Source organism: Burkholderia ubonensis subsp. mesacidophila, assembly GCF_002097715.1.
Taxonomy (GTDB): domain Bacteria; phylum Pseudomonadota; class Gammaproteobacteria; order Burkholderiales; family Burkholderiaceae; genus Burkholderia; species Burkholderia mesacidophila.
On sequence record NZ_CP020738.1, the window covers coordinates 22,036 to 42,158 of the forward strand.

Annotated in this window: 24 protein-coding genes; 3 read left to right on the plus strand and 21 right to left on the minus strand. The window is 62.5% G+C overall.

Translation table 11 applies throughout. From position 1 onward, the window contains the following. The first annotated feature begins 39 nt into the window (after nt 1-39). Together B7P44_RS17750 and B7P44_RS17755 are read left to right on the plus strand one after the other, a co-directional pair. Nucleotides 40-249 carry a hypothetical protein gene (locus tag B7P44_RS17750; protein ID WP_084906834.1) on the plus strand — a complete coding sequence of 70 codons (210 nt, stop codon included), beginning with the start codon at nt 40-42 and terminating at the stop codon, nt 247-249. A gap of 10 nt (nt 250-259) precedes the next feature. Further along, on the plus strand, nt 260-1,165 hold the full coding sequence (locus tag B7P44_RS17755) for an ATPase (RefSeq protein WP_084906836.1): 906 nt from the start codon (nt 260-262) through the stop codon (nt 1,163-1,165). A 143-nt stretch (nt 1,166-1,308) separates the two neighbouring features. On the opposite strand, the gene B7P44_RS17760 is transcribed toward B7P44_RS17755, so the two are convergent. The 3 genes from B7P44_RS17760 to B7P44_RS17770 all read right to left on the minus strand — a co-directional run bounded on the left by B7P44_RS17760 (nt 1,309) and on the right by B7P44_RS17770 (nt 3,447). After that, entirely contained in the window at nt 1,309-1,803 is a 495-nt protein-coding gene (locus tag B7P44_RS17760; RefSeq protein ID WP_133118048.1) for a hypothetical protein, read from the minus strand. Further along, nucleotides 1,800-2,630 (minus strand): prepilin peptidase, encoded by an 831-nt coding sequence (locus tag B7P44_RS17765; protein WP_084906839.1) that lies wholly within the window; start codon nt 2,628-2,630, stop codon nt 1,800-1,802. The genes B7P44_RS17760 and B7P44_RS17765 overlap by 4 nt, the downstream gene beginning before the upstream one ends. A gap of 166 nt (nt 2,631-2,796) precedes the next feature. Further along, nucleotides 2,797-3,447, minus strand: a complete 651-nt coding sequence (locus tag B7P44_RS17770) for a hypothetical protein (RefSeq protein ID WP_133118047.1) — start codon at nt 3,445-3,447, stop codon at nt 2,797-2,799. A gap of 337 nt (nt 3,448-3,784) precedes the next feature. Between B7P44_RS17770 and B7P44_RS17775 the strand changes: the two genes are divergently transcribed. After that, nucleotides 3,785-4,537, plus strand: a complete 753-nt coding sequence (locus B7P44_RS17775) for a hypothetical protein (RefSeq protein WP_084906843.1) — start codon at nt 3,785-3,787, stop codon at nt 4,535-4,537. A 185-nt stretch (nt 4,538-4,722) separates the two neighbouring features. Here the strand turns inward: B7P44_RS17775 and B7P44_RS17780 are convergent, their stop codons facing one another. The 18 genes from B7P44_RS17780 to B7P44_RS36400 all read right to left on the minus strand — a co-directional run bounded on the left by B7P44_RS17780 (nt 4,723) and on the right by B7P44_RS36400 (nt 20,122). Further along, a complete protein-coding gene (locus B7P44_RS17780) occupies nt 4,723-5,298 on the minus strand; it encodes a hypothetical protein (RefSeq protein WP_084906844.1) in 576 nt (191 codons plus the stop codon). Between the two features lie 102 nt (nt 5,299-5,400). Then, nucleotides 5,401-5,862, minus strand: coding sequence for a hypothetical protein (locus tag B7P44_RS17785; protein WP_133118046.1), 462 nt, complete (start codon nt 5,860-5,862; stop codon nt 5,401-5,403). A 4-nt stretch (nt 5,863-5,866) separates the two neighbouring features. Continuing rightward, nucleotides 5,867-7,066, minus strand: coding sequence for a conjugal transfer protein TraW (gene traW / locus B7P44_RS17790; protein ID WP_133118045.1), 1,200 nt, complete (start codon nt 7,064-7,066; stop codon nt 5,867-5,869). After that, nucleotides 7,063-7,602 (minus strand): hypothetical protein, encoded by a 540-nt coding sequence (locus B7P44_RS17795; RefSeq protein ID WP_084906849.1) that lies wholly within the window; start codon nt 7,600-7,602, stop codon nt 7,063-7,065. Before B7P44_RS17795 ends, traW begins: the two co-directional genes overlap by 4 nt. Before the next feature lie 9 nt (nt 7,603-7,611). Further along, a complete protein-coding gene (locus B7P44_RS17800) occupies nt 7,612-8,007 on the minus strand; it encodes a hypothetical protein (RefSeq protein WP_084906850.1) in 396 nt (131 codons plus the stop codon). Between the two features lie 256 nt (nt 8,008-8,263). Then, nucleotides 8,264-8,488, minus strand: a complete 225-nt coding sequence (locus B7P44_RS17805; protein WP_084906852.1) for a hypothetical protein — start codon at nt 8,486-8,488, stop codon at nt 8,264-8,266. Nucleotides 8,489-9,388: 900 nt separating this feature from the next. Further along, nucleotides 9,389-9,865, minus strand: a complete 477-nt coding sequence (locus B7P44_RS17810) for a hypothetical protein (RefSeq protein WP_133118044.1) — start codon at nt 9,863-9,865, stop codon at nt 9,389-9,391. A gap of 109 nt (nt 9,866-9,974) precedes the next feature. Then, the gene (locus B7P44_RS36395) at nt 9,975-10,265 is read right to left on the minus strand and encodes a hypothetical protein (RefSeq protein ID WP_133118043.1); all 291 of its coding nucleotides are present in this window, start codon (nt 10,263-10,265) and stop codon (nt 9,975-9,977) included. Then, a complete protein-coding gene (locus B7P44_RS17815) occupies nt 10,262-10,915 on the minus strand; it encodes a bactofilin family protein (RefSeq protein ID WP_157721075.1) in 654 nt (217 codons plus the stop codon). The genes B7P44_RS36395 and B7P44_RS17815 overlap by 4 nt, the downstream gene beginning before the upstream one ends. 83 nt (nt 10,916-10,998) lie before the next feature. Further along, nucleotides 10,999-11,652: a hypothetical protein gene (locus tag B7P44_RS17820; protein WP_133118042.1), complete on the minus strand. Its 654-nt coding sequence runs from the start codon at nt 11,650-11,652 to the stop codon at nt 10,999-11,001. A 250-nt stretch (nt 11,653-11,902) separates the two neighbouring features. Further along, complete coding sequence (locus tag B7P44_RS17825; protein ID WP_133118041.1) at nt 11,903-12,511, minus strand: hypothetical protein; 609 nt, start codon at nt 12,509-12,511, stop codon at nt 11,903-11,905. Nucleotides 12,512-12,531: 20 nt separating this feature from the next. Beyond that, a complete protein-coding gene (locus B7P44_RS17830) occupies nt 12,532-13,047 on the minus strand; it encodes a hypothetical protein (RefSeq protein WP_084906859.1) in 516 nt (171 codons plus the stop codon). Then, the gene (locus tag B7P44_RS17835) at nt 13,044-14,264 is read right to left on the minus strand and encodes a hypothetical protein (RefSeq protein WP_133118040.1); all 1,221 of its coding nucleotides are present in this window, start codon (nt 14,262-14,264) and stop codon (nt 13,044-13,046) included. Before B7P44_RS17835 ends, B7P44_RS17830 begins: the two co-directional genes overlap by 4 nt. Nucleotides 14,265-14,428: 164 nt before the next feature. Continuing rightward, the gene (locus tag B7P44_RS17840; RefSeq protein WP_157915385.1) at nt 14,429-14,869 is read right to left on the minus strand and encodes a D-Ala-D-Ala carboxypeptidase family metallohydrolase; all 441 of its coding nucleotides are present in this window, start codon (nt 14,867-14,869) and stop codon (nt 14,429-14,431) included. A gap of 95 nt (nt 14,870-14,964) precedes the next feature. Next, entirely contained in the window at nt 14,965-17,547 is a 2,583-nt protein-coding gene (locus tag B7P44_RS17845; RefSeq protein WP_084906865.1) for a type IV secretory system conjugative DNA transfer family protein, read from the minus strand. 52 nt (nt 17,548-17,599) lie between these two features. After that, nucleotides 17,600-18,616, minus strand: coding sequence for a thioredoxin fold domain-containing protein (locus B7P44_RS17850; RefSeq protein WP_084906866.1), 1,017 nt, complete (start codon nt 18,614-18,616; stop codon nt 17,600-17,602). Continuing rightward, nucleotides 18,600-19,712, minus strand: coding sequence for a secretion/conjugation apparatus DotM-related subunit (locus tag B7P44_RS17855; RefSeq protein ID WP_084906868.1), 1,113 nt, complete (start codon nt 19,710-19,712; stop codon nt 18,600-18,602). The genes B7P44_RS17850 and B7P44_RS17855 overlap by 17 nt, the downstream gene beginning before the upstream one ends. Continuing rightward, the gene (locus B7P44_RS36400; protein WP_084906870.1) at nt 19,697-20,122 is read right to left on the minus strand and encodes a lytic transglycosylase domain-containing protein; all 426 of its coding nucleotides are present in this window, start codon (nt 20,120-20,122) and stop codon (nt 19,697-19,699) included. The genes B7P44_RS17855 and B7P44_RS36400 overlap by 16 nt, the downstream gene beginning before the upstream one ends. Nucleotide 20,123 lies beyond the last annotated feature (1 nt).

Consider the following 20,123-nt stretch of genomic DNA (forward strand, 5'->3'; position numbering starts at 1 on the left):
AGTACAATGTCAACCAAAAGGTATCCAATGGAGTAGATCATGCCTGCAGACAAAATTGGCCGCTTCTTGAGCAGCGACGCCGCTCAAGCACTCGTGAGCGCGGCAGTGAAGAAAGCGATTCGCAACCTTGAAGAGCACGGCATCAAACCGACCTATATTGTGCGCAAGCCGAAGGAGGCTGCGACGAATGTGGAAGCGGGCGGCGATGTCAAGGTTACTGCGGATGTGACCGAGACGAAGCGGAAATAACAGCCACCGAATGACTGCCAACATCGAAGAAAAACGACCACCCGCTGTCATTATCTTCGCCGGGCCGAACGGCTCGGGGAAATCCACCATCACCAAGACACTCCTCGACAATCTCGAAGACTTTTCGGGCGAGTACATCAACGCCGACGACATCGCACGCAACCTGGCGAGCGACATCCCGGACGATCGCGAGCGAAACCGGGAGGCCGCTCGAATCGCCGAGGAGCAACGCCTGAAGGCGCTGAGCGAGGGGCGTGACTTTGCTTTCGAGACGGTCATGTCGACACCCGAAAAGGTTGCGCTCATGACACAGGCAAAGGCGCACGGCTATCAAGTGTCGCTCGTCTTCGTCACGACCGAGGATCCCGAAATCAACGTCGGGCGTGTCGCCGACCGCGTTGCCACCGGCGGCCACGCCGTGCCTCCGGATACGGTCCGCCGACGGTATGTCGCGGCGATGGACTTGCTGCCGGCTGCCTTCGAGCATGCGGATCATGCAACCGTATGGGACAACTCGGAAGACGATGCTCGCCTGGTGGCGACGAAGGCCCACGAGCAGGTCGAATTTCCCGCCAAGGATATCGAGGTGCCATGGGTCGCCGAGAAGCTGGCCGAGCCGTACATGCAGCGCCTGGCCTCCCGGAAGCTGCTGTCGGCCTCGCTCAAGGACGGCCGGCCGGTGCAGGTCGCCGAGGCTGTTCACGGGAAGGACTACGTCGGTCAGGTTCTCCGCGCCACGAGCCACCATGTCCTGCAGGAAGTCGAAGGCGAACTGTTTCTGCACGATCGGAAGCTTGCCGCGACGGCGACGTTTGACGTCGGGCAAGAGCAGGCAGTCAGCTATCGCTATGAGTACGGCAAGATCGCGCCGGTCGATGCGCCTGCGCCGGCGGCCCGGCCACCCGCGCCGAAGTAAGCGAGCAGCGCATGCCCGGGCACGATATCGTTCGATATCGTGCCGGTTTGCCGGCCCCGTTCGTTGCAGTACTGGTCGCCAACTTCGCGAGCATGTCCTGGCGGGTCGCGCGGCCAGCCTTGACGGTCCAAACCGCCGCGCCGTCAGCGACGGCCCAGGATGCGCCAGCGGCGCAGCCGCTGGATAATACCGCCGCGCTCGCCATCGTGGCTGCCGTGGTCACGATTCGTTTCGTCATCGTTTTCGTGCGGCTGGCTTTCCGCCGTGCGCGGCGCCTCTTCGGGCGGTTCGCCTCGGGATTGCCTGAAGCCGTTCTCTGCCGCGACTTTCATTGCGTCTATCACGAACAGATCCCGCTCTCCCTTCAGGACCTTCCTGATCCACGCATGCGGCACGTACGACTCGCCGTTATAAATGCCGATCACCGCCGGCGGATCGTTCAGGGCGCGCTTTTCGGCGCCTTCGACGCCGTCGGGATGAAGCAGCGCCGGGATCATCGCCTCGCCGATGGCTTCGCAAAAGCCGATCCAGCCCATGTCGACGCCTTCCTTGCTGACGATGTGGAAGAACGCGACCGGCGTCTTCGCTTTCGCGCGCATGGCGACCATGTGGCCGTTGGGGAAATTCAATTGCGTCATCGGATCACCACGCCGGCAAAGAGCGTGAAAGCGCTGGCGATCGCGATGAACGGACCGAACGGCATGGCGTCTTGCAGCCGAGCGTCGCGTCTCGCCAGCATGAAGACGCCGTGCGCCGCCGCAAGACCAAACGACAACAGAAACACCTGAGGTATCGCCCAGAATCCGAGCCACGCGCCAATTGCCCCAAACAGCTTGATGTCGCCGATACCCATGCCTTCCCGGCGCGTGATAAGAAGCGACACCACCAGCACGACGCCGAGCGCCGCACACCCGCCAACCACGCCCGCGAGCGCATCCGGCAGCGTCACGAAGCCGCCGAGCGCATTGACCAGCAACCCGCAAGCGAGCAAAGGAAGGGTCATCACGTCCGGCAGCAACCCCGTCTTCATGTCGATGCACGCGAGCGCGAGCAACGAGGCGCCAAAGAGATACGCGGCACACGCCTTGCCGGTGACGCCGAATGTGTAGACGGTCGCGACCGCCAGACAGGCGGACGAGACCTCGATCGCGATATACCGCCAGGGAATAGCCGCCCCGCAGGCGCTGCAGCGCCCCCGAAGCAGAATGAAGCTGAACACGGGGATGTTTTCCCACGGTCTCAGAAAGTGACCGCAGGACGGACAGGATGATCGAGGCACGCACAGGTTGTACGTCCCGCCATCGACAGATCGACCTTCATCGCGCGCCCATGCGCGTTCGAGCACGACCGGCAGCCGATGCACCACGACGGTCAGGAAACTCCCGATCGCAAGACCCATGATCGCCGCACACCCCACGCTGAACCACTTCGGTAGCGACGCTAATTCCTGTATGAACTGCTGCATGTCTGTCTGACTCCGTCTCGACGATCAGCGCGGTCGAATCGCATCGAATGCAACGCAGCCGCCCGCTCCCTCCACCATGACGACCGGCAGGCCGTCGCACTCGATCCCGCTGCGCGTGTTCGTCAACGTGCCCGCTTCCCCGGCGCTTTCAGTCGTCGCCCGAGGCTCAAGCCCTTGCCGACAGTCCGCCGGGCACTGCCGGGGCAAGCACTCGCCGTGTCAGCACGGCAACGCGACTTTCGAGCGCGAGCAATGCCGACAGATTCAGATGCTCGGTGGCAGGGTTTCCAAAGTACATGCCGCTGCGAGACGGATGACCCACCTCGAGATAGAGCTGCCCGAAATGGCTCGCCGTCGGATCGTCGACACGGACGAAGTGGGATCCGGACACGAACTGCTGCTCCCTGCGCAGTTGATAGGAACCGGGCGGCCGCCTGAGCAATCCGAAAATCTCGCGGGCATTCCGGGACGACACGGTTATCGATCCGTGCGCGCCGCCCCGCTCCATGCTTCTTATCTGCACCCATCCACCGCGGCCCGCAAGCGCAAAAAATGCGCCGCAAACCGGCACATGCGTCCGGTATGCGTGTTCGTATTCGGTTCGAACAGTCGCCAGCAGCGTGCGGTAAGGATGCACAACGCCCGCGCTCGACTGAAGAAGCGGAGTCGCCATATCCAGGCCCTCTCCGGCTCGGACCACACCGCCATCCCTGGCAAGCGATACCGCATCCCGCATCAGCTGGAATGGCCCGTTCGAGAAGAAATACGTTGCCACCGCGACGCGGGCACTCAGCAGAAGAGAGAAGCTGCTCGACATGACACTGGCTCGCTTCCAAAAAAGAGGCCGAATGGACGCCAAAGCCTCCATCCGGCGCACGAGGAGGGGGATACGACGGGTTTACGCCGGAGGGGTGCAGGGATCCCCCCTCGGCGCATTCCCGATACGAAAAGGACGGTACAATCCCTCGCCAATTTCCGTATAATTACAACGATACATGCTATAGGACAGGGAGTCAAACCGATGCCGATCCGCTTCCCGGCACGGCATCGGCGCTGAAGCAACCGTCACGCTCGTCGGCGATGACGAGGCCCCGCCCCATGACGCCCACGCAGCCACCCAAGCATTCCCCCGCTTCCATCCGTGAGAGGTTTCCATGCTTGCGCCGCACTCCGTCCGCCTGTACTTCGATCCGAACGATGCCTTCCGATGCGAAGGCGAGAATACTGCGCAAGTGGACGCCTATATACGCGCGATGCGCGTCGTTCAACAACGAACCGGCGCGACGCCCCGGTCAGCACTGAACAACTGCGCGCCGGTCCACATCGAATCGTTCGCGGGCCCACTGACGGTCTTGCGGGTATCCGGGACACCTCGTCACCATGATCCGGCGCACGACCCGATCGCGCTTTCGGCGTGCGAGCAAGCGCTCTTCATGAAGCGAGGCGATCACTTCACCGTCAGTGCCGAGCGGGACGACGTCCAGCACGCTGCGTACATCGCACTCGACTACGCGATCTCCCCGAACCTGATCGTCTCAGGCAGGCCGATCGCATTGCGCAATCCCGTCGACACAATGGCCGCGGATCCCGACGCGACGCGCCTGCTCGAGATCGTCCAGCAGCGCGAGCTGTCGTCCGCGGAGCAATTCGTCGCATCTCGAACGATGCCGGGTATCTGGCAGCGCCTGGGCGGATCACCGGTCGCCGCGATCACGAATCCCACCGTCCACGATGCAGCCGAGTGCTACGAGTTCGCGCAACATTTCACCGACCCGTATCAGCGCATTCGCACCCTCTCGCAATTGACGGCCGAGTGGGCACAGGCCCTTCTGGGATCCTCGCGGCGCGACCATGCGGAAAGCATTCCCGCGCCAGCCGTCGAGCAGCCGCGTCGCATGCGGATGTAGGGCAGCGCGACGCCATGCCCCCTGCTTCCAAGCGCCCCGCGTTGACCGCGGAACGCACGATACGCAGCGTCCGCGCGCGGCACCAAAGGCAAAGGTGACGCGCGCATCGCTGGGGAAGGTGTGCCGTATCAGCTCTGCGCCCGGTGTCGAGTAAGACGTTTGATCGCCCCACCCGTCGTTGATATTTACAAATTCGGGCGCGCTCGACGGAGCGATCCGCCTGGATTCGCGCAATCAGGGCTTGCCTGAGCCACCGCGATATCGGCGATCGCCGTGTCGATATCCGCTTCCCGATATCCGGCCGCCAGCATGACCGAGACCAGTACAAGCTGAGCATCGGTTTCCGTGCATGCGTCGCGCATCAGCTGATCGGCCGCGAATGCATACCCGAAACACTCCGCGACTTCCTGCTCGAACACCCGTGGATGGCCGCCACGCGCGTCAAACCAGTCGGCTACCGAGTCGAGCATCTTCACGTGCGCAACGGCCCGCTCCACAAGGCCCAATTCGCCGTCGAAGCGATCCAGCGATATCCCGGCCGTTCTTGACCGGATCGCGTCGCGCGCGCCGATCGCGATATACGCGAGGGTGAGCGTGTCCGCCCTCTCACGGAGGGTCGCGGCACGCTCCGTGTCGCGGCAGCGTTCGAGCACACGCTTTGCCTCCGATACCTTGTCCGGCACGGCCCGCAACGACGTGCGCTGCGGCGTCCCCCTGAACGCTGCTGCAACGCGCGGCTGAAAACGCTCGACGTTCGACATGGCATCCCCTTGGTCACGTGTCGATACAAACAAACATACTCAATAGAACGAAGCAACGAATATTGCCCGTCGGTCGACGATCAACGTCACCTACGCCCGCATTCACATCTTTATCCTGGCCGCATTCTGGTAGGTGGTCTGCCAGAACTGCTCGAGCCGATCGATCTTGTCGCCGGCCGCCGAGCAGAAGTCGCGCAACGACACAGGACCATGCTGTTCCAATCGAGAGACCCCCTTGCGCAACGCAGTCAGGCCGTCAGCGTAGTCGGCGCGCATCTTCTTCATGATGGATTCCAGCACGTCGACGGTGGCCCCCTTGACGACGCCACCGGCACGCGCGCCCTCCAGCGATTCCGCAAACGCCTGGTACGACGCGACGAATGCCTTCGTCACCCCCGTCTCGGACGCAGCGTCATCGCCGCCCCCGCTCAACGCGGATTCGACCGCGTCGCGGAATCGCTGCGCGCTGGCCGCGATGCGCTTGACACCGCTATCGACCCGGCCGAGCCGGAACATCGCCAGCCGGCTCGCCGGCGCCGGAATTACCTGTTCTCGATGCATCATCTCGTCACCTCGCATTCGTTGCCCGCACACGCTGGAGCTGCGCCTCGATTGCAGGCCGGTCGCCTGTCCGGGTCAGCGCAGCAAGGATCTGGCCCAGCAGGACGTCGATATGCTTGCTCTTCGCGAACTGCTGGTACTGGATATCCGCCATGAACGCCGACACGAAAAGCTGTTCGCGCGCCAGCTTCGTCGGATCGGCGAGCGTCGCGAATTCGATCTGCCAATAGGGGTTGCGCCAGCGCCGGCCCGCCTCGAATTCCTGCAGCTCCGCGAGGCTCATGGTCCCGGTGCTCTTCGCCACGCTCGACGCAGTCGCGTCGAAATACTTTGCCGCGGCGTCCGCCTGCTTGAGCTCCTGAATCAGCTTGGCGCTTCCGGGAAACGGCATATGCGATGCGAGTTCGTCGTTCATCGACTTCTGGGCCGACGTGATATTCGCCTGATAAGCCTTCTGCATCGCGATGTACAGCTTGCCGGCCTCCGTGCCCGCCTCCGCCTTGGAGATGCTTTCCGGAGGCTGCGGATCCACCGACATGCGAATGTAGGCACGCGCCGCCTCTTCCTGCTCCGTGGTGAACGTCATGTCCGCATCCTTGCCGGGCTTGCCCGCGCCGGTAAACAGCGAATCGGCGCTCGCATCCGCATCCGGCATGTTCGATGACGAACAGCCGGGGTAACCCTGCTGCACCTCGATCGCCGAGCAGTACTTCGCCTGATGGATCGACAAGGAGGCGCGCCGCGATGCTTCGACCGCGGCAGGCGCCCCATTCAGCGCCTTGTTCAACGGTGCGCTGCTGACCGTCGAGCCACCCGGCCGATAGCTCGACGACTTGCTGTTGGTGCTCTTGACGGCCTGGCCCGCATAGTTGCTCGACGACGTCGCGCATGGATCCAGCGGCAGCTCGGTTTCCCGGTTGATACGCTCCTCGAGCTGCTGCCGATGTATCAAGGCCAACAAATCCCGCTGGGATCTCCCGGTCTGTACGATGGCGTCAGCCACCTTTGTTCCAACCCCCCCGATATTCGAATCGATAGAGCGCAGCAACAAAGCTAGCGACGTGCTCATCCCGCTGATGGCACTCGTAATCGCACCTGACGCGGCCGTGACGGCCCCAACCACGCATTGGTCGCACACCGCAAACGCACTGCTCGACGACATGAGCGCCGCCAAAGCCACGACTGCTGAGCAAATTGCCTTCTTCATTGGAACAACCTCCCCAGGCTGCCGCTGATCTGGTCAAGGATTCCCCGCGAGGATTCGGACTGGATCGCGTCGTTGATCATCCCCTTCGTCGAATCGATCAGCACGTTCGTCGCGCCCGGCGGCACGCCGGCGCCATTGAGCGCCCCCGTCACCTTGTTCTGCAGGTCGTCGATGGCCTTTTGGGCCGCCTGCTGCGCCTGTGCCATGGCCTCTTGCGTGGTCTTTCGCGCCTTGTCGGCCAGGTTCTTGCATGACGTTTGCTTGACCTTGTTGAGGAACATCGAAATGATCTGTCCGCCCAACAGCCCTTGCGTATTCACGTCCGGGAAATTCTCCAGGCATGCCTGCTCGAGCTGGTTGAACAATTCCAGCTGCTTTTGATCGGGTTCGATACTGGCCTGGCGACGCGTCCTCTCGATCTCTTGCGCCGATTCCATCTGCGTGCGCATCGTGCACGAGCCCGCAAACGACTGCTGTGCGATCGAGATCGTCAAGACGCAGACGACCGCGAGCCGGACGGGTTTCCGGATGAGCATGGTGACCTCTCAAATATCGGTGGGCTGCCAGGCGGCGCGAGCGCGTTTTTCCGGCGCCATCCAGCAGTATTCGAAAATCGGGTACAACTCGATCGTCTTGCCGCGCACCGGCTTGAAGACGAGTTCGGCCGCATGCATGAGCAACAGCAAGGCACGCTGCTCGCCTTCGTCCGGCAAAACCACCGACTTTCCAAGCAGCGCACTTTCATGTGCGACGATTTCGGCCTTGAGCGGCTGATTGAAGGTCCGCATGCTTCGGCTGCTCGCGACCTCGACAATCAGCGGGAGAAATCCTTCGCGATGGAACACTTCCGATGCCTCGCACCGCTCCCCTCCGAGTTCGAACGTGCACTCGAGCACCGTGTCGTAGTAGCGGGCCAACGCCAGATGGTGCTCGACCGGCATCCTCAACCCGTCCATGGCTCACCATTTGAATTCATATCATTGCAATTATACGTAATCAAATCGTTACAAGATGCACACCGGAATTGCCGGCCCCTATGCCGCCCAGGGCCGCTGCCGATTCTGGTCACGCATGGCGGGAATGTCGCTCCGCGCCAGCGCGCGCGGAACGGCGTCCGCAAACATGTCGAATCCGCCGTTCGACGCTCCGTGGCGCGCCCTGGACGGACGAGCGACACCCGCCGGCGCAATGCCGCATTTATCCCCTGAACACTTGCCGCATGCGCTGCGACGCCTTGTTTTCCTCGGCCTCCTTCAGCACGGGCTCCAGGCGCGAAGACGCTTCGTTGTACCAACGCTGCGCGTTGACGATGTTTTCCCGGCTCGGCTGCACGCCGATGCTCATGTAGCCCGCGAGACGGGCCAAGTGGTCGCCGGTTTTCTGCAGCGTCCGCACCAGCTCGATATTGTCGTCCAATGCCATTTCTAACCTCTATGTTTGATGCGTCTCAATCAGATCCACCGCCGTTTCCGGATCGACGACGCATGCCTCTTCGCCGAGTGCATCGCGATCGTCGATGAGTCGAACCTCATCGGCCGTCCGGCAGTCGCCCTGGCTGGTGCGGTTCGCGTCATCGGATGCTGATCGAGCACGAAGCCGGGAGACGACCGATCGTGGATGCCCCGGCGGCAATCATTTGCCATCCAGGGGCCTCTTTCGACCCGCTTCACGGAATTGCCTTGGATCATCGCGTCAACCCGCCAATCGCAGCAGTCGCGGCAAGGAATAGCGCACAATGCGCAGCTGTCCGGTCTGCTCGACGGCGCCCATGCCGCCGTGTCGAAGCGTTTGTCTCCGCGCTGCACACCGGCACGCGGTGCGGACTTCGCCTTTTCTGCCATTCCGGCGGGGCTCATGATCGCTCCATCAAGGAAAGGATGAGAACAAGCAACAGGCATTCCGGCTGCCGGATATCCCAAATTTCCGTATTATCTATACGATACGCATTGATTTGCGTCCAATAATATTCCGTTTCCTTTCTGATGTCCAGTCGCCACACGCTTGCAAAGCAGCCGGTATTCGTTTGCCGGCACAGCTCGGCGGGTGCCCGGCGATCAGACGGTTAGTTGCACGCAACCGGTTTTTTTCGCTCCCGTAAAATCTCACCCTCGCCTGTCGCACGACAGCCGGATTACGATGCGCACGCGTCCAGTCCCGTTCTGGCCGATCGAATACCGATTCAGCCGATGTGTGGCTTCGCAACGATCGGCCGATGTGAAAAAAGGGGCTTTCGCCCCTCTCCTCCGTCCTGTTTCCGCGCGTCTCCAAACTTGCCCAAGCAAATCCGCATCGCATCCGCCCACGCGCTTCTTCCCGCGCCTTTCACTTCGAATTCCCGCTCGGCACACGTCGACGGCACTCCCTGCGACGCACGATCAGCATCGCGCACACGCCGATGACGCCGCCCAGGACCAGCGTCAGATGCCGCCGGGACGCGAGCAATGCCCATCGAACGAGATCCGCCGGCGTCATGTCCGTGACGGACTGCGCCGACAATCGGTCACGTTCGCGGGCCATTTCCGCAGCAACAGGATCGCCTGCCGATCGGGATGCCGACGCAGTACGCGCGGCGGCGCGCTCGCGCAGTTCGCGAATCTCGCGCTTGTCCATTTCCGGCATCGTCGCCATCGCAGCCGCCACTTCGGCTCGCGCGCCTTGGCTGGACGCCGCGATCGCGCGCACCGCCGCAATCTCGTCGGCCGACGCGGGAAGCCGGTCGTGAATCCACATCGCCACCGTGAGCGCAATCAGCGGAATGAACAGCCATTCGAGCGCGCCGAATTTTGGAATGAGCTTCATGAACTTCGTCACTGGAGTTGGACGTTGTTGAATCCGGCCTTCGTCGATCCGTTGCTGGCCATGCAGCCCGAACGGAAAGTCGTTGCCATCAGAAGGATGGCCGCATGCTTCAACGCTGCCCGCGCCGCGTTTCGACATTGGCTTCCGACCGCGTGCGGGTCCGGCCACGCACACCGCGCCGCCCGATGAATGCGCCGCAACCCACCGCCCACAGGCAAGCAACCATCGAAAGCATGACGCGGGACACCACCGCATCGTTCGCGCTATTGCCGAAGGTTGCCTCGACGGCCTCGCAGACGATCAGGAAATGGGGGAAACGAGATGTGGCCAGGAGCGCGCAGAACCCGCTCCACGCCACGAGAAGCCATGCCGACGACCGTCGCGAGCGCCCCTCCGTCATGCTGCGCGCTCGTCCGTCGCGACCGCCCTGAGGCTGCCCGGCGCGGCATGCACGAGCGCGGCTGATGCGCCGTCCGACGGATCGAGGACATTCGGCACTTTGCGCTGCAGCGTGCCATTGACGAAAGCGCCTTCCCTCATGGCCATCGTCACGTATTCGACATTGCCGTGGACGACACCGGTTTCGAGAATGACCACCCGATCCGCGAACACATCGCCCTCAACCGTTCCGCCGATGACGGCCGTATTCGCTCGCAATGTCCCATGAATGCCGCCGGTGTCGGTGAGAACGACCTGATGGTCGCCAGACTGGGTGACGTTGCCGCGAACCACGCAGCGCAGGACGATGCTCTCCTCGATCGTCAGGTCGCCGGTGAGCTGCGCCCCGACCGGCATCACGGTATGAATGTCCTCTTCCCGCGTCCGCCCGGGCAACCCATCGGGAAGTTGCGGCGCCGGCGACGGCGCCGAACGCGCGCCCGCAGAAGCCGGCGCAGCGGGTGCCGTGGCAGCCCCCCCTTGGGAAACATGCGGCGACACCTGCTGCATCTGCGCGCGGTGGCGCTGCACCGTCGGCTGCGCGGCGCCCGGCTGTGCGGGCGCAGCAGCGCGCCGCACCTGAACGTTCGCCGGGTCGTTGATCGTTTGCATCCGCACGTCCGGAACCGATCGGCGCATCAAACCAAGACCGATCCCAATTCGCGTCAAGAAGCGACCTTGACTCATCCCACACCTCAATTCGTCACGTTGATAATTCGGCGATTGGTCACGATCGATCGGCTTTCGGGGTCGATCGCGATGATCGATTCGCCCTGCTGCAACGACTGACCGACGGCAAGCTTCTGGTTGCCGACGACCACCACGCCCCTCGAGAAACCCGTCAAGTTCATGGCCTGCGCCGACACCGACTCGATCGGAAGCGCTGCGACATCGATCGCAACCGCAGCCTTGGCCGCTTCGGCGGACTTGCGCGCGATCCGCGCCGTGTCCGCGGCCTCGTCGCGCGCGGCGCGCATCGGCACTGCCGCCGGCGCCTTCTGGATTGCATCCACCTTCGCATTGAGGGCCTGCAAGACGCCCTCCAGCTCGGCGACACGTTCACGGCTTGCCGCGGAGACCGCCCGCCATGCCACGATTTGCTGCGCGCGCTCGCGGCGCTCCTTCTCAAGCATCTGCTCCACGGTCGGCGCAGCCGTCACGCCTGCGACCTCGCGCTGCGCACCGGGCGCAGGCTGAACAGCGGTTGGCGCCGACCGCCTGACGTCGCGGAAGTGTTGCCACGCCATGAAGCTCGCACCACCGAACAGCAAGATTGCGACAAGCCACCCCAACGGGGTCATTTCGAGCCGAGCCGACTGACCCTCGGCCGCGGCCTGCTCGTTTGCCAATGTCCTTTCCACCCTGCTCACCCTCCCTTTGCCGACGCGCCACCGCGTCTTCCGTCACGGCCACTCCATAATTTCGTATCGATTATACGATACGTAGTTATAAAAATGTTCTCGACTAGTTGCCTGACAGTCAAGAAACCGTTGGCGGGTGCGTGCCGTCGCGCGTCACAGCAAAAAGCCCCGCGCACCTCTCGGTGACGCGGGGCCATACGCACCCTGGCAGGCAGCGGGGCTTCCCTGTGCAGGATGCCTACACGACGATTTCGATGTCCGGATGGAATCGTGCGACGGCGCGCTCGATCTTCGGATACCCGACCCGGAATGACGTTGCGGTCAACGACCGGTCACTGTAAGACGCAATCACCGGGTGCGTCACCAGGTTGATATGCGCATACTCCTTCAGCTTCAGCAGCTTCGGGAGCAGGTCCGGGCGTCGCGCCACGAAGTCGGCCGGGCGCGACCAGTCATAGTGAACCAGCGCACCTTCGCCCTCATCCGCCACGATCCACTCTTGCCAGTGCTCCGCAATCTCGGCAATCAGGCTCTTCGACGCACGGAACAGGTTCAGCACGTCATGCTCGTGAACCAGCTCCGGCGGCAACACCTTCGGGTACATCGGTCGATCGAAGCCGACGAGCAGATCGACGACCAGCATCTCCAGCCGCTTCGCATCGGCAAACTGGCGCGCGTACATCATGCCGTCCATGCGCTGATGGCCGGACAACCCGGTCACGTATCCTCGTATCGGCCGCGGCAGCGGCAACGAGATTTCCTTAACGTCAATCTTCGCGGGAACACTGCCCGGTTTGTAAAACAGCACAACCGTGACGTCGACACCAGGGCGTTTCGTTTTTATCATTTCCCCCCCTTCAGCTTCTCTTAGCTTTCACGACGCCAGGACCCCCGCGTCAGCGGATCGCGAACACCCATGCGATCCGCGACTTCCCTTGCCACACTTTCCAGCTCGGCGCGCTTCTTTTTCCCTGAATCCGTCGGCAATCGGTCGACGGCCTCCAGAAGCCGCTCGACAGGCTTGCTGACGCTGCCTTGACCATTGATGTACCGGTAGGTTGCGGCAGCCTCCCGGCCGATCCCGCCCGCGAACGTCTTCTTGTCTTGCGGGCTGTCCGGATCATAGTTGTGATCGAGCATCCACTGCCGGATATCGACCACTCGGGAGATCGGCATGGTCCGAGGGTGGCGTTCGTAGAAAGTCATCATGATGCAGACGGCCATATCGTCGATAAGCACCGTCGGATTCTTTTGATACTCAGCCCACTTTGCCCGCTGCAATCCGAGCAGCTCGCAAGCTGTACTGATCGTCAGACCATGCTTCACCCGAAATTTTTCGAGCTCCAGCGCACGAAACGGTTCCTTGTTGTCTTTCAGACTCATAATTTTGGCACTGACTTTGCAGCATTCGATTTTTTCAAGGTTTCTCCCAAGTCGTCACCGTGACCGTCGACTTGCAGCTCGAATTCGGACTCGTCGCTCAGCACCGCATCCAGATTGGCAGCGAGCACGATCGCCTGAGCGGCATCTTGCCCGATGACGCCCTGCGCCACCAGCCGATCCAGCGCCTCGGCCAGCTCGGGCGAAAGCGCTGCCGTTTCCGGCGCCCCCTCGTCTGCCGGCCCGCGCCCTTCACCGGACGAACGATAGGCGACCATCGCGATGACATTCCCGACAGCAAGCTGCGACGCTGCGTCGCCGTGCGCGTCGGCCGGCTCGCCCGCTGCGGCTTCCGCCTTGAAAAGAAATTCCGTGTCCAGGCCCTGCATGGCGACGACAGCCGCCAGTTCCTCGCGCGTGTAGGCGCCCGCGACGATCGCCTGCGTACTGATCGTTCCGCGCGCCTTCGCAAGGGCGGCCAACGCGGACTCCAGCCGCTGCAATTCGGCCATGTGACCACGGATCTCGCTGTCGGGATCGACGCGATTCGCGATGCCGCCCCCGCTTTCGAGGTCGGCACGGAACAGCGCCAGCACCGTCGTGTTGTCGATCTCGTACTCCGCCGCAAACGGCTCGACCATCTCCCCGATGCGAGCGCGCAGTTCAGCGGACACTTCACGCATCTGCCGCGTGTCGCCAAGGTTCTGCTGCAGGAGCACGCGGAACGCCTGACGACGCCCCAGCTCCGGCATGCCGAGCGCAGCCTTGAGCGAGTTCGGCAGCGTATCGCCGACCGCCACGTTGACCATCTCGTCAATCGTCTGACGGATACGGTCGAGCGCCGATTTCGTCAGGCCGTCGACGATCACGTTTTGATCGGTCTCGGAGACGGTCGGCGTCTTGCGCATCCCGCAATGGGTAGGAGAGGTCGAGCCGCCATCCTCACGACTGCTGTCCTCACCCTCCGATTTGAAGACGGAGGAAAGAAATACCCGGCAAATGTGAGCCAGGAAGCGCTTGATCGCGGCCATCAGCCGCGCAAACAAACCATCGTCATCTGCAGAAGCGCCGGGAGCGGCTTTCGTCCGCGCCGAGAGGACCGTCTTGTTGACGTAGAGGGCTCCGCCCACCAGGCTCGTGATCGGTTTCTGGCTAAAAAATGACGGCGCAGAGGTTGCGCCGTCAGGAATTGGACCTTGTCCCGCAACACTGGAAACCATACGGTACCCCGCTTAGGATTGTGTATCGCGTTGATTATACGCACCAAACGATTGGTTGCACACAATCGACAACGAAGTAATATTAGGGAACAAATTGTTACTTTCCTACACGTTCGTGAACGATCGACCGCCCATTCCGAACGAACGTGACGCATCACGTCAAGTTACTTCGAGCGCCAGAATGCGACTCTGCCGCGAACGTCCGTGTGCGTGAAATTCCGTGTGTAGAATCCGACGCCTCCCTGCTGCGACAGGTAGGCAAGGCGCCCCATGTACTCGCTCGATACCGATGGCGAGCTGAAGTCGCCGGCGCGAAAAACCATGTTGCTGTCCGGAAGATGGTAAGACGACAGCGCGCCCTCGTAATAGTCGTTGGTCGCCTTCGTCCGCAGCCCGGAATGAATGTCGAAGCGCGCATGCGTACCGTAGGCAGCGAGCCACGCCTGCATCCATGACCATTGCTGGAGCAGGCTCCACGCGGGCACGCCCACCACGCCCGCGCGCACGTCCCGGAGCATCCAGGCAGCAGCGCGAAAGCCTTCGTCCGTCGAATAGTCGATCCGGGCCTCGTCTCGCCCGCGGCGGACCCACAGCACCGTCGGCACGGCCGTTGCCGGCTCGGCGCGCGCCCGCGCCGGCGATACGAACGGGGCCATCGCCGCCGCCGCCGCGAATGCCTTGCAAAAATCCCTTCGTCCGATCATCCGTTCGCCCTGCCTGCCGCGCGACCGATCGTCGCCTCGATGTTGCTGAACATCCGGTCGATATCCGCGTCGCGCCATTCGCCGACCGGCGCGGTCCATCGCAACTGCGCGGCAATGTCCGATTCGGTCGCCTTCACCGACTCCACCGGGTTGTCGTTGTTTCGGGCCCGCTCGATCTTGATCAGCGTTTCGATGGTCTTGTCGGAGAAGCCGATCACCTTCTCCGGCGATGACCTTTCGACGCCTGCCGCACCCGGCGCACGATCCGCCGCGGGGTCCTCGGCGGATCGACGGCCCGGATCCGCAAACGCCGCGCCCCCGTTCGTCTTCTCGACCAGCGGCGGGTTGTGATAGGCGGGATTGCCCCCGTCCTCGGCCGCGTCCCGCGTGGCCGGTGCGCTGGCGACAACGGGGGTTTCGGCCTCGCCCTCCACTTCAGCCGGCGGCGCATCATCCGACGTTGCGGAGTCGACCTCGATCGGCTCCCAGTATCGGCCTGCCTCGTCCGGCTTGTGCTTGCGCATCGCCGCCACAGCAGCCATGTAATAGGCAATTCCGCGGTTGACGGCCGTTTCGCCGGGGTGGTGCTGCTCGATCGCCCGATAGGTGTCGAGCACGGCATCGACGATCGGGTCGGCCGTCGCGGCATACGTCGGCACGTGCCCGAGCCGGATCTGCTTCACGATCCGGTCGATCGTCGTAAAGCGGGCATCGCCTCGACCGATCGGCTTGACCTTGTCCTGCAGGTCCTCGCGCTTCGGCCGATCGACCTGCAGGAACCGGTTCAGCCGAAACGGCAGGTCGGTGAACTTGGTCGAATGAAACCACGTGAAGCTGCGTGCGCGCGTCACCTGATCCTTGAAGATCAGGACACCCTGCATCTCCTTGAGCGCCTTGAGCTCCTGCAGCTCGATTCGATCTCGCCGCTGAATCGAACCGGTCAGGTTCTGACGGTAGCTGGTCGTCGTGAAATTGTTCACCGAGCCTTCGAACGATCCCGTCTCGACCGTGATCGCCTGGCCGGCGACCTTCTTGAAGACCTCCAGCGTCTTGTCGGGATCCTCGAGCGCCAACGTATACTTGATCTTCGTGTTGGCGATCATCGAGTCGACTTCTTCCTTGTTCTCGCCCTTCGCCATCGCGGCGATATCCTGGCCGGCCGCGATCATCATGAACCCGAGGCTGCGCGCCTGCGCAAACATCAGCGCGATACCTTCCGCGAAATAGTATCCAAGCTCGTCCATCGTGATGATGTACGGCGCCGGCGACTTGGTGGCCTTCGTATCGATGATGTCCTTGTACGTCCCTTCGAGCTTGTGCCCGAGGTTCATCGCCATCATCAATCGAATGCTCGATACGACGAGCTTCCCGAGGTTCGCCGCCTCTTGGGACGACTTCTCCAGCGTCGGGATCATCACCACCAGAATGCGCCGGTTAAGCAGCACATCCATCATGTCCACTTCCGAGTACTTCTCCTTGAAGATGTATCCGTAGGTGTCCGTCAGCATCGACAGGGTTCGCGCGTACTGTCCGGTGAGATAGCCGTGCTGGTCCCAGACGGTCTGATCCCACTTTTCCGGCTTGTCGGCCTGATCCGGCTTGAAACCCGGCAAGCCGGTCTCCAGGTAGGCCTTGATCGGCAGGAATGCGAATTCCGGGATTTCGCCCTTCTTCCCCTTCAGATACAGCTTGACCAGATTCGGCAGCGCCAGATACTCGCGGATCACGCCAATCGAAAGCGTGATGTTGCCCACTGCACGCTCGTAGCACAGCGTGCGAATGAGCGCGTCCATCATGTTGACGGCTTTCTGCTGCCACTGCGCGCCGTCACCGCTCGCCTTCGGCAGCAGCGACGAAGAAAGCTGCGACAGGAAGTCCGGACCGCCCTCGTACCACGGGTTCATTCCGTTGGAGGACTTGTCGGTCGATTTCCGCTTCTTGTACGGATCCGCCCCTCCGGTCATGAAGTTCAGAACCAGGTAGTCATCCTCACGACCGACGCGCCGGCACAACGACCACACCGCCGCGTGAAGGCTGGAATCCGCCTTCCCGTCGGAGTAGAAGAACCCGGATCCCCACGCGAGCGCATTGAAGCACAAGCTCAGCAACGTGACGGTCTTGCCGCTGCCGGTCGTGCCCATGAGCAGCATGTGCGTTCGCGCATCCGAATCCGTCACCCAGAGCTCCTTGAGGTGCTCCGCCCTGTCGATCGAGCGCTGGTTGCCGATATGCAGGATCCCGGCGGCGGCGTTGCGCTCGATGATTTCGCCGCTGCCTTTCGGGTTCGGCTTCTCGACGTCGAGCGTCGGGTCGATTCCGCCGAGATCCTTCGGATACCGCATCGGCATCTCGTGACGCTGCCACGAGAACCAGACCTGCAGCATGACCATCACGATGGTGATCGGCAGCCAGATGAAGGCGAGCACGCAAGCGAACACTGCCAGCGTGACTTGAAACCGGGCATAGCTGCGCGGATTCGAAAGCGAGCCGCCGAACCGCTCAAGCAGCGTTCGCGGATCGAGCGTTATCCGTCGTTGCGAAAGCTCCTGCCGTTGCGACGTGCCGTACCGTTGTGCCATGTGCCAATGCGTATGAGTCAGATGCCTGCCGAAATCGGCGGTTCGCGATGCCCTACCTGGCCGCGGACTGCGTCCTGATCATGGATGCCGTCGCGCCCTCCGAGAAGATATAGCCGGAACCGTTGACGACTCGCGGCGTGGAGTTGAAGCCGAGACGCTGAAACTGCTCCATGTTCGCCTTGACGGCGTCGTAGCCCGGCAGGCAGTCGGAGCCCGGCGACGCGCCCCCCCCATCGAGCGCAACCTGCCACGCGGCTTTCTGATCGGCTGCGCACATGGCGATCGAGGCGGCCTTGCCGTGATCGCCGCCCTGGTACGCCACCGGCAGCACGTAGACCGAGTAGTCCTTTGCGAGCGCGTCGATATGCGGCTCGAACTGCTGACAGGCAGGACAGTTCGGATCGGAAAATACGTAGAGCGTCTTCTCCGGCGCCTGATTGTCGAGGCCGAAATGGATTCCGGCCATCTGCGATCCGCCCACCATGCCGCTGTCACGCGCGGACATGCCGGGCGCGTTCGCCGGCAGCGCGTCCAGCTTGCGGCCGGCCGGTTTCGCGGCGCCATTCGCACCCGACGTGTCCACCGACTCGGCCATGCGCATCAGCGCATCGATCGTTTGCAGCGACCCGTTGTGCGAATCCATGAAGCGGACCGCCGCCATGCCGACGGTAAACACGATGAGCGGTGCGCCGACGTAACACAGGAAACCGCGCCATGCCGCGTTGATCCGATTGCGCACGACGAACCGTCGCAGCGCACGCTGCACCCGTTCCCATGCTGCCTCGGCGTCCTCGGCCGTCTGGAATCGCTCGATGATCGCGATCTTCTCCGTTCCGGCCACCTCGCTGACAAACGTCAGCGCATGCAGGCCGCCCTCGTCCGACTTGCCGGCATCCGCCGACGTCACGGTAAACGCGCCCGTCGAAGCGGATTCGCCGGTCGCGAACTTCGTACGCGCGATGGCCTTGATGTACCCCGTCCGCTTGAACGACGTGAAGATCGTTCCGTCATGCTCGACCAGGACGCAATCCCGCAGAGCCGGCGAAGCCTTCTCAAACCTTAATTTCATGTGGATTCCTCAGCGTAAAATCTTCCGTTGCTGCATCGAGAATGCCCGCCTCTTCCAGGTATCGCTGGAGGCCGCGAATCGATTCTTCTACGTGCGGCTCAGCGAGCACACAGTTGTTGTCCCATGCGACCTCCTCCGCCTGCATCTGATTGAATACCCCGGCTGACTCCATGAACGGCACTTTCCGGCCGGCCGTATTGAGCGGGTACCAGAGCGCGCGATCGAGCGGCTTCAGCCAAATGAAGCTGGATGAAGGCAATACCCCCATCTGGCGCGATTCAATCAGCAAGGCCATCAACAAGGTGCGCGGGTAGGGGTGCTTCATCAGCCACGTCCTTGCCGGCTTCGCGCTCGCGCATCGGACGAAGGCCTCCCGCGCCAGGCCGAAGTTCGGTCGCGACTTCGGGTTGCTCGCGCTGTAGTTCAGCGCATCGACCAGCGCCGTCGATGCCTTGACATCCTTGAAAAACACTCTCAGCCCGAAGATCGCGAACAGCGCCTTCTCGTGCGGCTTGAGTTTTGCAAGCGAGTCGATGCGCTTGCCCAGCTGCGCCACCAGCAACGCGCGAACGCGGTCGTCATCCAGCCGCTCGTTGACGATCACGCCATGCTCCGCAACCCACTCTTCCGGATGCACGGACGACGCCCATTCAGGCGAGGTGTCGTCGGTCAACTCCCGCTGGAGAATGGGCGCCACCGCGGAGAACGACTTGCTCTGCACCTCGAGCAGGGACTGCACGGTATGGACCCGAGTCGCAAGCACGACCGGGTGGCGCATCGCCTTCCATGCGATCCAGGCGCTCAATCCGATCGGAATCACGATATAAAACGCCCCGATCTGCCACCCAAGGATGAACACCTCCTTGAAGGAAATCACGCGCGCGTAACGGAAATACGCGAACAGGCGGGATTTCAACGCTGCCGCGCTATCCGACAGGGTCGAAATCGGCATGACCTCGTATGCTTTCCAGATCAGCAGCCTCTGCGTGATGACCTCGTGCTTCAAACGCCACATCATCACGATCGCAAGCGCGGTGATGACCGCGGCAAGGACAATGATGGGCGCCGAACTGCGGTTGCTTACCTGATCAGGCATCCAAACCTCTGCGCTTGAGTGGCGACCTTCCGGACGTAGCGATCATGCTCCCCCGGTGTGCGGCTGTGATATCGACCGACGCCGGTCCAGAAGTCTCCCGACGCGTTGATCTCGTAACGAATGATGTAGGCGGCGCCGTTCACCGCGAGGCACGCGTTGTTCGCGAACTGCGACGCGGAGATGCCGAAGTTGCGTTGAAAGTAGTTCGTCCAGACCGTATTGATCTGCGTGACGCCGTAGTCTTTCGTGCCGTTCCGGTTCGAGCGCACGATGCCGGGATTGAGATTGCCGGACGATTCCACTTCGTGGACGGCACGAAGAATGCACGACGGGACGGCATACTTTGCCTCTGCCTGCACCACGCACGCCTCGAAGCCCTGGTCCTCCATCGGAAACGGCAGGTACGGCATC

What these genes read in the sequence shown, in the direction of transcription:
- B7P44_RS17750 (WP_084906834.1), top strand. Translation starts at nt 40, where the DNA reads ATGCCTGCAGACAAAATTGGCCGCTTCTTGAGCAGCGACGCCGCTCAA.
- B7P44_RS17755 (WP_084906836.1), top strand. Translation starts at nt 260, where the DNA reads ATGACTGCCAACATCGAAGAAAAACGACCACCCGCTGTCATTATCTTC.
- B7P44_RS17760 (WP_133118048.1), bottom strand. Translation starts at nt 1,803, where the DNA reads ATGACGCAATTGAATTTCCCCAACGGCCACATGGTCGCCATGCGCGCG.
- B7P44_RS17765 (WP_084906839.1), bottom strand. Translation starts at nt 2,630, where the DNA reads ATGCAGCAGTTCATACAGGAATTAGCGTCGCTACCGAAGTGGTTCAGC.
- B7P44_RS17770 (WP_133118047.1), bottom strand. Translation starts at nt 3,447, where the DNA reads ATGTCGAGCAGCTTCTCTCTTCTGCTGAGTGCCCGCGTCGCGGTGGCA.
- B7P44_RS17775 (WP_084906843.1), top strand. Translation starts at nt 3,785, where the DNA reads ATGCTTGCGCCGCACTCCGTCCGCCTGTACTTCGATCCGAACGATGCC.
- B7P44_RS17780 (WP_084906844.1), bottom strand. Translation starts at nt 5,298, where the DNA reads ATGTCGAACGTCGAGCGTTTTCAGCCGCGCGTTGCAGCAGCGTTCAGG.
- B7P44_RS17785 (WP_133118046.1), bottom strand. Translation starts at nt 5,862, where the DNA reads ATGATGCATCGAGAACAGGTAATTCCGGCGCCGGCGAGCCGGCTGGCG.
- traW (WP_133118045.1), bottom strand. Translation starts at nt 7,066, where the DNA reads ATGAAGAAGGCAATTTGCTCAGCAGTCGTGGCTTTGGCGGCGCTCATG.
- B7P44_RS17795 (WP_084906849.1), bottom strand. Translation starts at nt 7,602, where the DNA reads ATGCTCATCCGGAAACCCGTCCGGCTCGCGGTCGTCTGCGTCTTGACG.
- B7P44_RS17800 (WP_084906850.1), bottom strand. Translation starts at nt 8,007, where the DNA reads ATGCCGGTCGAGCACCATCTGGCGTTGGCCCGCTACTACGACACGGTG.
- B7P44_RS17805 (WP_084906852.1), bottom strand. Translation starts at nt 8,488, where the DNA reads ATGGCATTGGACGACAATATCGAGCTGGTGCGGACGCTGCAGAAAACC.
- B7P44_RS17810 (WP_133118044.1), bottom strand. Translation starts at nt 9,865, where the DNA reads ATGAAGCTCATTCCAAAATTCGGCGCGCTCGAATGGCTGTTCATTCCG.
- B7P44_RS36395 (WP_133118043.1), bottom strand. Translation starts at nt 10,265, where the DNA reads ATGACGGAGGGGCGCTCGCGACGGTCGTCGGCATGGCTTCTCGTGGCG.
- B7P44_RS17815 (WP_157721075.1), bottom strand. Translation starts at nt 10,915, where the DNA reads ATGCAAACGATCAACGACCCGGCGAACGTTCAGGTGCGGCGCGCTGCT.
- B7P44_RS17825 (WP_133118041.1), bottom strand. Translation starts at nt 12,511, where the DNA reads ATGATAAAAACGAAACGCCCTGGTGTCGACGTCACGGTTGTGCTGTTT.
- B7P44_RS17830 (WP_084906859.1), bottom strand. Translation starts at nt 13,047, where the DNA reads ATGAGTCTGAAAGACAACAAGGAACCGTTTCGTGCGCTGGAGCTCGAA.
- B7P44_RS17835 (WP_133118040.1), bottom strand. Translation starts at nt 14,264, where the DNA reads ATGGTTTCCAGTGTTGCGGGACAAGGTCCAATTCCTGACGGCGCAACC.
- B7P44_RS17845 (WP_084906865.1), bottom strand. Translation starts at nt 17,547, where the DNA reads ATGGCACAACGGTACGGCACGTCGCAACGGCAGGAGCTTTCGCAACGA.
- B7P44_RS17850 (WP_084906866.1), bottom strand. Translation starts at nt 18,616, where the DNA reads ATGAAATTAAGGTTTGAGAAGGCTTCGCCGGCTCTGCGGGATTGCGTC.
- B7P44_RS17855 (WP_084906868.1), bottom strand. Translation starts at nt 19,712, where the DNA reads ATGCCTGATCAGGTAAGCAACCGCAGTTCGGCGCCCATCATTGTCCTT.
- B7P44_RS36400 (WP_084906870.1), bottom strand. Translation starts at nt 20,122, where the DNA reads ATGCCGTACCTGCCGTTTCCGATGGAGGACCAGGGCTTCGAGGCGTGC.